This is a genomic window from Chryseotalea sp. (assembly GCF_057350905.1).
In genome coordinates, this window is the sequence record NZ_JBMRCF010000015.1 from 207,308 (window position 1) to 222,488 (window position 15,181).

The 15,181-nt window shown below is 39.7% G+C and carries 15 protein-coding genes; 9 read left to right on the forward strand and 6 right to left on the reverse strand.

Annotation, left to right across the window (positions count from 1 at the left end):
• Positions 1–41 precede the first annotated feature (41 nt).
• From ACO1XM_RS17270 to ACO1XM_RS17285, 4 genes are all read left to right on the forward strand, one after another.
• Positions 42–443 (forward strand): hypothetical protein, encoded by a 402-nt coding sequence (locus ACO1XM_RS17270; RefSeq protein WP_486231288.1) that lies wholly within the window; start codon positions 42–44, stop codon positions 441–443.
• 10 nt (positions 444–453) lie between these two features.
• On the forward strand, positions 454–990 hold the full coding sequence (locus ACO1XM_RS17275) for a Riean_0653 family protein (protein ID WP_486231290.1): 537 nt from the start codon (positions 454–456) through the stop codon (positions 988–990).
• A gap of 14 nt (positions 991–1,004) precedes the next feature.
• Positions 1,005–4,805 carry a DNRLRE domain-containing protein gene (locus tag ACO1XM_RS17280; RefSeq protein WP_486231292.1) on the forward strand — a complete coding sequence of 1,267 codons (3,801 nt, stop codon included), beginning with the start codon at positions 1,005–1,007 and terminating at the stop codon, positions 4,803–4,805.
• Positions 4,806–4,926: 121 nt separating this feature from the next.
• Positions 4,927–5,481 (forward strand): Riean_0653 family protein, encoded by a 555-nt coding sequence (locus tag ACO1XM_RS17285; protein WP_486231294.1) that lies wholly within the window; start codon positions 4,927–4,929, stop codon positions 5,479–5,481.
• A gap of 90 nt (positions 5,482–5,571) precedes the next feature.
• On the opposite strand, the gene ACO1XM_RS17290 is transcribed toward ACO1XM_RS17285, so the two are convergent.
• The 3 genes from ACO1XM_RS17290 to ACO1XM_RS17300 form a co-directional block, all read right to left on the reverse strand.
• Entirely contained in the window at positions 5,572–6,042 is a 471-nt protein-coding gene (locus tag ACO1XM_RS17290; protein WP_486231296.1) for a JAB domain-containing protein, read from the reverse strand.
• A 5-nt stretch (positions 6,043–6,047) separates the two neighbouring features.
• Positions 6,048–6,959, reverse strand: a complete 912-nt coding sequence (locus tag ACO1XM_RS17295) for a toprim domain-containing protein (protein ID WP_486231298.1) — start codon at positions 6,957–6,959, stop codon at positions 6,048–6,050.
• Positions 6,960–7,048: 89 nt separating this feature from the next.
• Positions 7,049–7,255, reverse strand: a complete 207-nt coding sequence (locus ACO1XM_RS17300) for a helix-turn-helix domain-containing protein (protein WP_486231300.1) — start codon at positions 7,253–7,255, stop codon at positions 7,049–7,051.
• A 313-nt stretch (positions 7,256–7,568) separates the two neighbouring features.
• Between ACO1XM_RS17300 and ACO1XM_RS17305 the strand changes: the two genes are divergently transcribed.
• Positions 7,569–7,979: a DoxX family protein gene (locus tag ACO1XM_RS17305; RefSeq protein ID WP_486231302.1), complete on the forward strand. Its 411-nt coding sequence runs from the start codon at positions 7,569–7,571 to the stop codon at positions 7,977–7,979.
• 11 nt (positions 7,980–7,990) lie between these two features.
• Here ACO1XM_RS17305 and ACO1XM_RS17310 read toward each other — a convergent pair whose 3' ends face one another.
• From ACO1XM_RS17310 to ACO1XM_RS17320, 3 genes are all read right to left on the reverse strand, one after another.
• Positions 7,991–10,210, reverse strand: coding sequence for a PAS domain S-box protein (locus ACO1XM_RS17310; protein WP_486231304.1), 2,220 nt, complete (start codon positions 10,208–10,210; stop codon positions 7,991–7,993).
• A 163-nt stretch (positions 10,211–10,373) separates the two neighbouring features.
• On the reverse strand, positions 10,374–10,739 hold the full coding sequence (locus ACO1XM_RS17315) for a DUF2958 domain-containing protein (RefSeq protein ID WP_486231306.1): 366 nt from the start codon (positions 10,737–10,739) through the stop codon (positions 10,374–10,376).
• A 177-nt stretch (positions 10,740–10,916) separates the two neighbouring features.
• On the reverse strand, positions 10,917–11,126 hold the full coding sequence (locus tag ACO1XM_RS17320; protein ID WP_486231308.1) for a hypothetical protein: 210 nt from the start codon (positions 11,124–11,126) through the stop codon (positions 10,917–10,919).
• Between the two features lie 54 nt (positions 11,127–11,180).
• Between ACO1XM_RS17320 and ACO1XM_RS17325 the strand changes: the two genes are divergently transcribed.
• The 4 genes from ACO1XM_RS17325 to ACO1XM_RS17340 all read left to right on the forward strand — a co-directional run bounded on the left by ACO1XM_RS17325 (position 11,181) and on the right by ACO1XM_RS17340 (position 14,892).
• On the forward strand, positions 11,181–11,960 hold the full coding sequence (locus tag ACO1XM_RS17325; RefSeq protein WP_486231310.1) for a type IV toxin-antitoxin system AbiEi family antitoxin: 780 nt from the start codon (positions 11,181–11,183) through the stop codon (positions 11,958–11,960).
• Positions 11,944–12,849 (forward strand): nucleotidyl transferase AbiEii/AbiGii toxin family protein, encoded by a 906-nt coding sequence (locus tag ACO1XM_RS17330; protein ID WP_486231312.1) that lies wholly within the window; start codon positions 11,944–11,946, stop codon positions 12,847–12,849. The genes ACO1XM_RS17325 and ACO1XM_RS17330 overlap by 17 nt, the downstream gene beginning before the upstream one ends.
• 244 nt (positions 12,850–13,093) lie before the next feature.
• Positions 13,094–13,297, forward strand: a complete 204-nt coding sequence (locus ACO1XM_RS17335; RefSeq protein WP_486231314.1) for a helix-turn-helix transcriptional regulator — start codon at positions 13,094–13,096, stop codon at positions 13,295–13,297.
• Between the two features lie 398 nt (positions 13,298–13,695).
• Complete coding sequence (locus tag ACO1XM_RS17340) at positions 13,696–14,892, forward strand: tyrosine-type recombinase/integrase (RefSeq protein ID WP_486231316.1); 1,197 nt, start codon at positions 13,696–13,698, stop codon at positions 14,890–14,892.
• The last annotated feature ends 289 nt before the right edge of the window (positions 14,893–15,181 follow it).

Sequence of the window (15,181 nt, forward strand, 5' to 3'; positions counted from 1 at the left end):
AAAATCATTTATTATCTTGTACTCAATAAATAACTGATTCCATGAAATTACTCGTTGTAGTAACATTTTTTGCAATAATCTCCTCCAACGCCTACTCTCAAATTGTTGATTCATTGCAAACGACAATGTCATATCAGCACAAAACTAATACCCTACTCGATCGATTAGTCCGCGAACTTGATCTATCTGACAAACAATCAAAATCCATCAAACCTATACTTGAGTTACGTTTTCAGGCACTTTCAAATAAGTCTATCAATCGAGTTAGTCAAATAGAGAGTGAAAACGCTAAAACATATGCAAAACTTGAAAAAGCTTTAACTAAAGAACAAATGGAAAAATTGCATAAACTAAGAGAAGAAAGAAAAATTCTCAAAGCCAAATTTTATCAGGATAACCCCACAATTAAACCAAGCGATGAAGATTTAGAGTTAGACTTTTGATTAATATTCAATGAAATCTATATCCTATATCATAATTCTTTTTTCTGCTTTTCTAGTTAGTAGCTGTAAAAATGATCCAGAACTTCCGGCTATAACCATGGAAGGCAAAAATACTTTTGGATGCAAGGTCAACGGTAGCGTTTTCTTACCTTTTGGCTCCATAACAAGTGGAGGATCTCTTACCAGTAGCATTATCTATGAAAATGATACAGCAACACTTAAAATATTTACATTTAATGTTAGAACTGGCCAAGGGATAAATATTGAATTATTTGATACTACAGAAATAAAAGAGAATACGGACTACTTATTGCAAAACGATAAATTCTGGATTGAATATAACCAGAGATCAGACCTTGGTAATTTTTGTAGATACGATAATATTTCAAGTGGCTTCTTAAGAATAATAAAGTTTGATAAATCAAAAGGCATACTCGCTGGAACCTTTCAATTCACCTCAGAATCAGATCAAACAAACTGCTCAGACATAAAAAATTTAACCGAAGGGAGATTTGATCTTAATATAGAGATATACAATAAAAACTAAACATACCTAAGTTTATGAAAGCTCGTTGTCTACTGCTCTTTTTGAGCATTTATGGCTTTTTTCTTGAAGCTAATTCTCAACAAATTACAATAACAGCTGGCTCACAATGGACTGATGCTTTAGTCAGAAAAAGCAATCTATCCTCAGAGTCAACTTTTGCGAATACAAATTATAATAGCTGGCAAAGAGTTGGAGCAACTGTCTGGACTCATTCAGGGCAACCCATTTACTATAGAAATTTCTTAAAATTTGATCTAAGCGCAATTCCAGTAAACTCAACTATACAAAGTGCAGTTTTATATTTATACTCTGACCCAGCTTACTCCACAGGAGAGCTTGGGAATCAATCCCTCTCGGGTTCAAATTCTTTGTTCCTTCAGAAAGTTACACAAACTTGGAATCCAACAACAATAACATGGAACACTCAGCCAGCAACGACCACCACCGGTCGGCTATGGATTCCTCAATCAACAAGTTCGAATGAGAATATTACAGTAAATATTTCTGCTTTTGTCCAAGAATGGGTGAATAGTCCATCTACGAATAATGGTTTCATGATGATATTGGAGAATGAGAATTTCTATAGAAGTAGGAATTATGCAAGCAGCAATCATCCAACCGCCTCAATAAGGCCAAAATTGGTAATCAATTACACAGATCCAGATCCCGTGAAGCAAAGGTCAGATCATGTATTTGGATTACTTAGTCAAACAGAAATCAGCTCAGGAGTATTAACTGACTATGGATTAGATCTTGCTGATCACGCAAAATTTAATGGAACACTCTCCAACGATAATAAATTGGATTTACTTACATGGAGATCATTATATGCCTCGATATTAAGCTCAGTAACAAATCCGTCTTCCAATCTAATTCATTTAAAAACAATAAACGAAAGGTTGAATAACCTTAGGGCAACATATAGTGAAACAAATCCAACTATAGATCTGCCAACCTTTTTCTCTGCCTACCAAGCACTAAGGGATGATGCAATAAGTCAAAATCTTCTGTCGGTAAGCAATGATCGTCTCATTGACGTGCCAGGGCGCAGCCAATCTCCCTACGCCACTAATTATACTTTTGCTTCTTCTCCGGCTATCGGTTTTGATGTGGATGGCCAAGTAAGGTTTGCATTTCGTTCAGATCTCTTTGTCAATAATTCGAATAAATCTTTTAGTAATTTCCAAGTAGACTTTGACAACGGTGCTGGTTATCAATTAATGTCATTAAACACTGAAAAACTTATAAATTATTCGTCTTCGGGGCAAAAGACACTAAAATTCAGAATACAATTTACTGACGGATCTGTTTATTATAGTCATGCAACTTTTGATATCCTCAATATAATCTCTACCTCTGGACGATATACTGGTGTAAGTGCTCAGGACTATATTTTCCCTCGGGATTCTGATCCTAATTGTCCAGAATTATTTCCTGATCCTGAAATGTGGCAAGGAAGTTTTTATGGTGCTACTGTAACTGTAGAGTATGGTGATCTTGGTTCCAGACCAGATCCAAATTGCAATCTACAGTTGATTAGACCGTTGATTGTATTGGAAGGCTATGACGCACATAAGTTTAGAAGCTTTGACATTCCAGACAATGACTTTGAATCTTTTATCACATTGGGTGCATTCAATCAAATTAATGATGATCTTGATGATGCCGGATACGACTTGGTTTTTGTCAACTGGCGAGAGGGAACTGGTGATATTATAAGAAATGCCTATCTGGTCGAGAATATTATTCGTTGGGTTAACGCTCACAAAATCAATAACCCTGTAACAGGTTTAAGAGAGGGTAATGTTATATTGGGACAAAGCATGGGAGGACTTGTTGGTCGCTATGCAATTTGTGACATGGAAAAGAGATGGCTTTCCAATCCTACAACTAACCCTTTTCACGAGGTAAGACTTTTAGTCACTCAAGACTCACCTCACCGGGGCGCAAACGTACCATTGGGTTTTCAAGCATTAGTGAACGAGCTTGCACCTTATAAGTTGACTAAATTAGGTTTAGCCTCATACGGAGTAGTTGGAGGAATTGTAGGTTCGACTTTAGAAATGCGCGATATCGTGCCTGCTTTGGATGAGGCTGATAAACTTTTAGACGAGCCAGCTTCTCGACAAATGCTGCTTATTCAAGATGGAAGAGCAAACACATTCTTGGATGGGGCATATCGTTCGATGGTGACTTTCAATAGTGGTTACACCCCCACATTTCAAATGCGAGCTGTTTCTAACGGATCTGAATGCGGCTTACCTCAAAATTTATTACAACCGGGAGGAGAGCTTTTCTATGGAAATGCCAATTTCTATGCAAACAGATTTTTATTTTCAGTTGGCACGTTAATTACTGGTGGAATAGCTTCAAAACTAAATGCAGGAGCTGGAGCTTTTGTTACTGCTGCGCTTGGCGCATTGATTCCCATAACTGGTAAAAAATGGAAAACTTCTATGAGGGTGCTTGCTGCACCTTCGTCTGGAACAAACCAGGCCTTTAGAGGTACAATAGCAGTCGAAAAAAGAGTTTTGTTTTTAATCCCCATCAACGTTACACTCTTTGATAAAACAAGAAACTCAATTAATGGCTCATTACCATGGGATTCATCTCCAGGTGGATACTATAATATTAGTGATTTCCAGGCGGCTATTCCAAATAACCCGAATATAAACGCCTTCCCCATTTTAGAGGCTAATTTAACAATCCGAATAGGTTCACTTTTTACTTTTGTTCCAACAGTAAGTGCGCTTGATGTGGCTACAACTCCTATAACATTGGCAGCCTTACAGAGTCCTTACACAAATGGTAATAATCCTACTCATCAATCAAGATTTGCTAATTTTGTTTCTCAAGAATTTCTACCAGGAGGAGATAGAATAGGCTCCTTAAATAACACAAGTCATATCAGCTTTACAGCCAGAACAGGTAATTGGGTTTTTCAACAAATACAAAATCCCACTAATCAAGCAGCTGGTTGCTCCTATCTGTGTGGAAATTTATCGATTGCTGGATCAAGCTCTATTTGCAATACTGGTAATACTACATATTCAATAACAGGGCTTAATTCGCCAAACACCACTATAACATGGAGTAGTTCAAATACAAGTCTCCTAACGATTAACCCGACCACAGGAGTAGCATCTGTTGTTGGGGGTGCCTCGAATGCGTCGGTCACGGTTAGAGCTGTTGTTAATGGAGCCTGTGGTCCATCAGGAATAATTTCTAAAGAAGTGGCCATAGGAGGTCCACAAATTATCGGTAACATTTCAGGAAATGACATCCTGTATCCTGGAATACAAGGTTACTACTATATAGATCAACCAATTGGTGCAACCTCAACTGATTGGATTATTCCACAAGGATGCTGGAACAATACATTTTATTGTTGGGAATCACTTAATGAGACTAGTATTTCCTTGGTAGTGACAGCCGGAGCGCCTGGAGTTTATGTTATAGAATATAGAGCTTCTAATTCCTGTGGATTTAGCTCAAGGTTTATAAATGTAACCGTATTGGATAATGAATGCCCTATGATGCTTCAAGCTTCACCTAATCCATCTTCTGAAGAAATTAGTCTTGATGTTGTTCCAATTGTTCCTTGCATAGACCCTGCTTCAACACAATCAACTTCTAAGGCGAATACTGATATTAGTACCCTGACAATAATTTCTATAGATGGAGAAAAAGAACTTGAAGAAACGTTTACAGGTTTAAGTACTAAACTTAAAAATCATAAACTAAAAAAGGGAGTTCATATTGTAAGCATAAATAATAGAAACAAAGTTTATCAGACTAGGATTATCATTGAATAATTAGTTAGTCCTAATTCATGCTTAGCTCAAAAAGGCCACTGTATCCGTATAACAGTGGCCTTGGCTTTTTATCTTTAAACAGTTCGAAAAAGTATATTTGTAATATCCTTAAATGATCCGAATGCGGGCTCTCGGCTATACTAAAGCAATCTCCTTTTCCTTACACTTCGTTGTCTGTATTTGTAGCATTTCATGCAAATCTGATCCGGAACTTCCTCCCATAACAATGGAGGGAAAAAATACTTTTGGATGTAAAGTCAACGGCAGCGTTTTCTTACCCTTTGGCTCAATAACAAGTGGCGGATCCCTTACCAGCAGCATCATGTATGAAAATGATACGGCAACCCTTCAAATATTTACGGTTAATGTGAGGACTAGTCAAAGAATAAAGATCGAGTTATTTGATATCACTGAAATCAAGGAGAATACGGATTATCTTTTACAAGACGATAAATTCTGGATTGAGTATAATCAGGGATCAGACCTTAGCAATCTTTGCATTTATGATAATATATCAAGTGGTTTCTTACGAATAATAAAGTTTGATAAAACAAAAAGTATACTCGCTGGCACTTTCGAATTTACAGCCGAATCTGATCAAGAAAGGTGCAAGGAAGTCAAGTTAGTAACAGAGGGAAGATTTGACTTAATCGTTGAGCAATACAAGAAAAATTGATTGATTTTATGCACACTATTCTGAGCATGAGATAAATTTATTAGCCGGGGAAAAAGGCCACTGCATTTGTATAGCAGTGGCCTTGGCTTTTTAACTGGGCATCATGCCTTCATCAGCAAATGAGTAATAGCTTTCTGAGGTCATGATAACATGATCCACGACCCCAATATCAAGATACTTCCCTCCTTGCATCATTTTGCGTGTCAAGTCAATGTCTGCTTGACTTGGCATTAACGCCCCCGATGGATGATTGTGTGCCAATATAAGACTTGTTGCACGTGCCTTAAGGGCAATTGCGAACATGATCTTAGGATCAGCAACACAACCCGTCACACCACCCGTTCCAATATCGGCAATGCCTATACAGGAATTGCGTCTATCGAGTAGCACGATTTTGAACTGCTCCAGCAAGTCGATCTTGTTCCAATCCCATGCCTGTTTCAGGATGGCATAGCATTCCCGTGATGTAGTCACGCGAAGTCTATCGGCTGCTTTGACTTTGCTGCGATAGATTAGATCAACCTCTGCTATGTTAAATAGCTGTTCAATGCTCTGCTCCATGTAGGTTACTCCAAGCGCGGCTTGAGGTTGTGAACGTGCCAGTCATTCACATCCTTAAAGCCCTTGTAGGTGTCGTTCATAGGGCGATGGACAAGACCTGGCTCATTGGCAACAAAAGCCTCAATGTTCGCCTTTGCCTTCTCCCCTGCTGCATCATTATCCATCCATGTCCACAAGTTTGCGTAGCCAAACCTGTGAATATAAGCCGAAGCCTGACCCAGACAGGAAAGCGAGTTGAGAACAATGGCATCATGATCAAGCTTGCCGTCTGGCAACTCGGTCACAACTGACAGGAAATCCATGAAGCCCTCGAATATGTGAATCCCTTCTTGGTTGGGAGCACGTCCACGGACAACGCTGATAGCCTTTTTACCCGCGCACCCCTTGAAGAAGTTATTGCGAAGCTCGTAGCCATTCTCTTCGTTCAATAAGCCAAGGGCAAAGAAAGTATTTCCTGTTTCTTTGTTCTTCACACGCACCTGTTGCAGATAGTGTTTGGCAACATCCACCCGTATGCCACGGCTTTCGAGATATTTCTCTAAGGCCGGATGCTCGATTTCTTTCTTGCTCAGAAACTTGAGCTTCGGTTCATGTTGCACATCATCGTGTGTTTCTACCGGAACAATGCGTGGAATGTCCCCGCTTAGATTTCCGATCCAGCGTAAAGCATCGGAGACCGTGAAAGACTCCCCTTGTCTTTCCAGATAAGTAGTTGCAAAACGGATAATATCTCCGCCTATGCCTTCCCCGAAATCATACCAGATATTCTTGGCATGCGTGACCTTAAAGCTTGCTGTTGTCTCATCACGCAAGGGTGACAGATACCAGGATTCTGTATCTGTTTTGCGTTTTTGCTTAACTCCAAGCTTGTTTAGAATTTCAGTTAATGGTACGGTCTTAGCCTGTTCAATGTTCATTGAAAGCTCCTGTTCGCGCAGATTTTTAATGGATGGTTGGATTGGTAATTCGAGAGGGGAAAGTTCTTGAACAACTTTCTCCTCTTTTTTTAGGGACGTATTTTGATCTCTAAAAACTCATCGAGGTGATGACGCGCGTAACGCACGGCACGGCCTACTTTGATGGGCTTGAGATCGTAACGCTTTGTACAATCCCATACGGCCAACGTCCCAGGCGATACCCTGAGATAGGCTGCTGCTTCTCTACGGTCGAGTAATTCCGGCCGTTCCTTTTTGACGTTCATGTAACACTCCATGTTGTGATGAATGATATGCCCTGAGAAAAACCATGTTGGTCATTTCTCATAAACATGGGGTGTGTTGATACGGGCATGGGCAATAAAGTGTCAACCAAAATGAAATTTTGTTAATGTCAAAGAATGCGATGGCATGCAATGTCATTACAATTGTATGTGTCTCCGTATCCGGTTATGTCCGCAATACATACAATGGGATTCACCTTGGTAAGAATTCATTATCCGAATCACTTCCGGCACACTTATTTCACTTTGCCATGAATGAAGAATTGAGGGGTTTAGCCTACATTTGGGATAGAAAATAAAGACTATTATGATCAAATTATTTCTTCGACTTGCATTAGCATTGAGTTTTCTATCAGCCGTAGCTGATCGTTTTGGCTGGTGGGGAGCAAAATATTCTGTGTGGGGAAATTGGGCAAATTTTATTGATTACACGAAGTTTATCAATCCGTGGTTTCCGGATTCGTTCATTCCTGCTATAGGGGGTTTTGCAACGCTTGCTGAAATCGTTCTTGCGCTCTGCCTATTGTTTGGATTTAAGACGGAATTTGTAGCCAAACTAAGTGGTATACTTTTACTCAGCTTCGCTTTTGCCATGTCACTTACGGTTGGCATCAAATCAGCTTTTGATTATTCAGTCTTCACTGCTGCCGCAGCTTCCTTTGCATTATCTCTACTCAAAGAGAAATACTTAGAAATTGATCAGCTTCTCAAACGCTAACATGATATAAATTAGACCTGTTTTTTAATAGCCACAGTAAAGACTGCTCCTTTGCCAATACCCTCACTCTCTGCATTGACATACCCGTTATGATTCTGAATTATCTTGCGAACAAGGTATAATCCTAATCCAGTAGACCGTTCATTATTTGTTCCTAATCTGCTTTCTTGAGTGAAACGGTCGAAAAGTCGTTCTGCCTTCCCAGGCTCAAATCCAATACCTTCATCCTTAATAGCAATTTTAATGTGTGTTGGATCGTCCCAAATTACAATCCGTATGGTATTGCCAACTGGCGTGAACTTTATAGCATTCGATAAAAGATTATGTATAGCTTGATAGAATAATGTTGGGTGCGCGAATACGTGCATTTCTTCCGCAAGACTGATGATTAGATTCAGTTTCTTTTCACTCACCTCTTTGGATAAATTCTTTGAACAGGTTTCAATAAGCTGGTTTAAGGGTATTAATTCAAACAACTCTTTCTGGGTACTGAGTTGATCTGTCTTTAACATAGCCAGAATACTTTCAAATAAACTAAGCTGCTTGGTTGTGATCTCATCCATTTTTGATAGGCAATACTTGACCGTCTCTGAATCATCTAAGGATAGTGAGATAAGTTCCACCATACCTTTAATTTGATTAACGGGAGACCTCAGATCGTGTGAAAACATGCCAATTAAGTCATTCTTATCTGAAAGAAGTGCTGACAGTTGAGCGGATATTTTTTCTGACTCTTCTTTGGCTTCAATTATTTTATTCTCAAATATTTTACGCTGTGTAATATCACGTGCCGAAGTTTGAACGGCTATTACAGCTCCATGCTCATCCGTAATTGGCTTCGTATAAGCTTCAACCCAGATATAGGATTGATCTTTCTTTCTCATACGAAATTGAGTGTTGAGCACAACCTCACCACTTAAAGCCTTATCCCGTGATTGAGAAACTAAAAGCTCAAAATCGTCTGGATGAATTAAATCAAATCCTGATAGACCCAATAGCTCGCTTGGTTCGTAACCCAACAAACTTTTTACTGATGGTGAAACGAATGTATATGTACCATCGGGTTTATGTAATGCAATAAAATCTTGTGAGTTTTCTGACACAAGTCGATAACGTTCTTCACTTTTTCGTAGGATATCCTCTATTCGTTTTCGATCTGTAATGTCCCTGTTTGCTGTCTGTAGCGCAATGATCTTACCGTTGTCATCAACAACAGGTATTGAATACGCCTCAATCCAGATATAACTTCCATCTTTCTTTCTTAGCCTAAACTCAGGGTTCAGTACTTTTTCGCCATTTAGTAATCTACGAAGGGGTTCATCTACCAATTGAAAGCGATCATCAGGATGAACATAACCCATACCAAACGTTCCAACTAACTCATGAGGCTCATAGCCTAATATCTCCTTTGATGAATCAGAAACAAACGTATAATTGCCTTCCATATCGAACACCGCTATGAGATCATGAGAATTTTCGATAAGCGTTCGGTATTTTTTCTCGCTTAATTCAAATTGTGTTTGCAGTACACTTATTTGCTCCAAGTTTGTTCTGATTTCTTCTTCTGAGGCAACTAAATCTGCATTAGCTTCTGACAGTGCTTTATTATATTCAATCATCTTGTTTATCGATGGCAGAAAAATGAAAATGAATGCCAAGACAACGATGAGAATCGTTACCCCCGACAAAACCCATTCAACTCTTTTTATGTAAGCAAGTTTTGTCTCCGCTTCATTCTGGTATGTTTTAACTGTCTTCTCCATTAATAATAAAAAAGGCACGTCATTATCTACAACAATTTTAACGGCATCATCTGCTACTTTTTGAATTGGATTATCGATAAGTGTTTGACAGGCCAAAGCCATGCGTTTTAAGTTTGGTGTGTTCATTTCTAGCAAGCTGGCAATTGCTTCACTCCGTATATTATTCTCATTCTCTTGTATCAGCTTTTTATGTGTTGATATCCATATTTCTAATGTCCTTGAGAGGGTATCCAGCCTTGCGGGGTTAGCGGTTCCGGTTTCGTTAATATCGTAATGGATGTATAGCGTAAGTTTGGCTATCCTTTGAGACAGCATGCGTTGGCGTCCTGCCAAATTGATCAGATTTGCATCAGAATTTTGTTTTTCAAGATCGTAATGGATAATCAATTGACTGACTAATATCATGATGATAATCAGGCCAAGAAAAACAGCATATCTCCATTTTAGATTTTGAATATTTTTGGTCATTTCTATTGATAAAGGCAGGTCCTGGTTCGTGTTAAAACACTTTAATTTAAGCAAATAGGCACTTTATTTAATAGAATTCCCCAAGAATTATATTATCCGTAAGGCAATCCAAACGAAAACCGACAAAAAAGCCCCGCACAATTGGCGGGGCTTTTTCGTAAGATCAATCTGGAGTCAGACACTGATTTAGTATCGCGCTATCTTCTGTAATCGCACTTTCTCTTCGTGCGGCTTTGGCATAGACGCTGATCGGATGTTTTGCTTTGAACTGCAAATCACGTTCAACGCGAAACAGGTTGCGAACGCGAATGCTGTTGAGTTCATCGAGATCAACATAACCAAGTTCGGGAAATCCCACGCCTAGATCGCATAGACCAAAAGCAATTGTTGGTTCTTGTGGATTGAGTTCCGTCAATAACCACGTGCAAGCCGTGCCTGGCAAGAATAGTTTTATAACAGGTATGTGATCCTTGCCAAAGTTTTCAGGCTTTCCGTTTTCCAACATTTGTTGCCGTTGTTCAGAGGTCATTAAAATCATGTCACGTCCTTTCTGTTTGTAATGGTGACAGTGATCGCAAACCTGTTAGATAAGCGAATGCACCACCAAGAATTTTGTTCTTAGCGGGGAATTGCATGGCAAGGCGAAAATTGTTGATTGGTTAAGTGAGCGTAACAGGTAATAACACTGGCTAAACCATTTCATCACTCAGAAACTGAACGTGTTGATATGACCCGCAACGGCCAGGGATTGAAGTGGAAAGCCCGAAGCGCGTTGGCATTGTGCGTTGGCCGGACTTGGAACGTAAAGCCCGGCCCGCAAGGGGACGCCACTGGCTTTTGAGTACTTACCCCCTGATGCTGGCCATTTTCGGTTTATATTTATCTGTAAAATGGTACTAATAGTACCTAAAATCATAAAAATATAAACTAATTTATTGACTTGGTTTATATTAATAGCTATATTGGTACTATGAGTACTGAAAAACATACAAAAATAAACCAACTTCTACAGTTGCAGCCGATAGGTGTCGTGCTTCTGTCTTCATGGCTGGAGAAGCGCGGCTATAATCTTGATCTTCAGAAACGCTATAAACGAAGCAACTGGCTTAAATCAATCGGCACTGGAGCGATGATACGCAACGGTGATAATGTTGGCTACGAAGGTGCGCTTTACGCCCTACAGCAACAACAAGGACTCTCGATCCATTTGGGTGGGAGATCTGCCCTTTCTGCATTTGGCAAAGCCCACTATTTAGAATTGGCGCAGAAACGTGTTGTATTATTCGGTCAGCCAAAAGAAGTCTTGCCAACATGGTTTCGCAAGAAAGATTGGGGTGTAAAGATAGACTATCATCAATCTTCATTCTTGCCACAGGATTTGGGAATAACCGAGACAACACTCAAGAATCTTTCAGTCAAACTATCTTCTCCAGCACGTGCACTGATGGAGTGTTTATATCTCACACCCACACATCAAGACTTACTTGAATGTTGTGAGCTTATGGAAGGGATGAATAATCTGCGCCCCGTATTGGTGCAAGAACTGCTTGAACAATGCAAATCCGTTAAAGTAAAGCGTCTTTTCTTGTATTTGGCAGATAAATATAAACATGAATGGCTGATGCATCTTAATCTTAAGACTGTTGATTTAGGTAGTGGAAAGCGTAGTCTGGTCAAAGACGGGGTCTATATACCAAAATACCAAATAACCGTACCCGAAAAAGTGGCCGCGCATGGAAGAGTTGTATAAAAAACAAGTGGCACTCCTTCTGGATGTCTTGCCAGAAGTTGCAAAAGAACCCTGTTTTGCTTTGCATGGCGGAACGGCTATCAATTTGTTCGTGCGTGACATGCCACGTCTGTCGGTGGATATTGATCTCACTTATCTGCCCATTGAAGACAGACAAACATCTCTTGCTGGTATAGCAAAAGCACTGCAAAGCATCAAAAAAAGAGTCGAAACAATCGTTTTGCAAGTACAAGTTGAACACAAAGAAGATTTAGCCAAACTAATCATTAGAACAAAAGAGGCCGCAATCAAAATTGAAGTCAATCTTGTAGGGCGCGGAACATTAGATGCCCCACAGAAAATGGCCTTGTGTTCAAAAGCGCAGAAAGAGTTTGATGTGTTTTGCTCAATTCCTGTTGTACCACTAGGTCAGCTTTATGGCGGTAAAATTTGCGCTGCTTTGGATCGTCAACACCCGAGAGATTTATTCGATGTCAAATATCTTTTAGAAAATGAAGGCTTCTCAGATGAGGTTAGACGAGGATTTCTACTTTGTCTTTTAGGTAGTGATCGCCCAATAAACGAAGTCATCACGCCAATTTTTCAAGATCAACGCCTTGCAATGCGCAATCATTTCGATGGGATGAGTTTTGAACCTTTTAGTTACGAAGATTACGAGGGAACACGCCTCAATCTTGTTAAAACAATTCATGCAGCACTCACGCCTGATGATAAAAAATTCTTGCTGAGCTTCAAAAATGTAACTCCTGATTGGAGTATCTATGATTTTGAACCTTTTCCAGCGGTGCAATGGAAACTGCAAAATCTTCGGAAACTAAAAGAAAGCAATCCTGATAAACACCTTGAGCAATACAAAGCTTTGGAAGAAAAGCTGACAGGGAAATTTTAAAGACTAAAAACATAATCGAAAGCACACGAGACTAAGCCTTAAATGCGCTTATTGACCCGCAACGGCCAGGGATTGAAGTGGAAAGCCCGAAGCGCGTTGGCATTGTGCGTTGGCCGGACTTGGAACGGAAAGCCCGGCCCGCAGGGGGACGCAAAAGAACTTTAACGAATGAAGTATTTTCCCCGAATCAGTTTTACTTGTGCGATTAAAGCCATCCCAAACCAACACTGTTGAAGGTGATCAAATGGAAACTGAAACACAACTTGGCTATATGCGTCTTCCTGAAATTTTAAGTTTATTTCCTGTTGGTAAATCAACATGGTGGGAAGGCGTTCGTATTCAAAAATACCCACGACCTATAAAGCTGGGAGCTCGCATTACTGCCTGGCGCAAAAGTGATATCTTAAAACTTTTGGAAAACCCAGAAAACAGTTATTTCCCAGACTAAAATCTTAAAATGGCTCGACTCAAAACCGAGCCATTTTTTTGTAGACAACAAGCGCGTGATTTGATAGTATCGATATTAGGATGATAGCCAGTTAAAGTAACGACATCCGAATTGTCTAAGGACACCGTTGGGGGCACGCTAAAAAATTGAATGAACAAAATTATTTCTCCTCAAAATTTTGTTTGATAATTCAGCATACTGCCCGAGGAGCCATTCACGTTTCCAACGACATTTCGGTTAATCCTGGTAAAGTCGGAAAAACTTCACCATTTCAGTTGCTTAATCTGGTATATCACTCCACCGTCAGTTGACGTAATCCAAGCCTAGCCTTTCCATTTTGGGGGCACGATTGGGGGCACCGCCTCCGATGTCCTCAGAGTTGATTTAACTATTTGGGAGTGAATGATAAAATGGCACTTACAGCGATTGAAATCAAAAATCTAAAGCCAAAATCAAAGCCTTACAAAATCAGTGACAGCGATGGCCTCTATCTGGAAGTAAAGCCTTCCGGAAAGAAATACTGGCGACTGAAATATCGCATTCACGGAAAGGAAAATCGTATTTCTCTTGGCGCGTTTCCGGACGTGTCAATTCTTCAAGCACGTGAAGCGTCTATCAAAGAAAAGAAAGCGATCATGGATGGCATTGATCCTGCTCTTCAGCGCAAGCGTGATAAGATTAATGCTCTCCATCAGGCAAAAAACGACTTTGAGTCCGTTGCTCGTGAGTGGCATCAGATTAATTATCCACGTTGGAAAAAACGGCATGCCGATGAAATTCTCCGCAGAATGGAAGCAAACCTGTTCCCGCTTATTGGGCGTATCCCTGTTGCTGAACTTACTGCACCAGAGGTATTACACTGCTTACGAAAGCTTGAGGAACGCAAAGCCTATGAGATGGCTAAGCGGTGTCAGCAACTCTGTGATCAGGTCATGCGCTTTTCCGTGCAAACTGGGCGTGTCACTCAAAACTTTGTTCCTAATTTAAGAGGGGCTTTAATCTCAAGACCCTCTACCCCTTTCGCATGCATTGAACCGGATGAAATTCCGGAGTTCCTTTCCGCATTAGAAAAAAATAAAACTGAGATGTTTGAACAAACCACGCTAGCGATAAAAATGCTTTTGTTAACGTTCGTTCGCACTAATGAATTGATTAAAGCAAACTGGAAAGAGTTTGATCTTGAAAAAAAACAATGGGTAGTACCTATGGAACGCATGAAGATGAAGAAAGAACATATTGTTCCGTTATCGGAACAAGTGATCATGATTCTATCAAAACTCAAAGCTTTGAACCCTAAAAATGAACTTGTTTTTCCAAGTATATCTAAGCCTAGAAAATCAATGAGCAATAATACCATCTTAAAGGCATTAGACCGTCTTGGTTATAAGGGAAAAATGACCGGACATGGATTCCGCGCATTGGCAATGACTACATTAAAGGAAAAACTTAATTACTCGCATGAAGTAATTGATCGTCAACTTGCTCACGTTCCTAAAAGCAGTGTGGATCGGGCATATGATCGTTCAAAGTTTATCGCAGAGCGAAAAAAGATGATGCAGGATTGGGCAAATTATATTGATAAGCAAAATAATTGAGTGATTAAGAACATAGCTTTGAATTATACAAGAGGCGGAATTGTCTCTGCCTCTTTCTTTTCAAAGATAACAACTTATCGGATTACTTATAGTCTTAATGAAAATATCAATTCACTCAGATAACTTTTTTAACGCAAGTCAACTTCTAATCAGCTTCATCATTTGCTAAGCATCTATGCATACAGCACCTGGTCGTTAAAATACAAAAGCATACATTTTTAAATCAAAGTCATACAAACCAAAACCTAAATTCATTCCTTAAATAAAGGGGGTGAATATGATAGGAAGT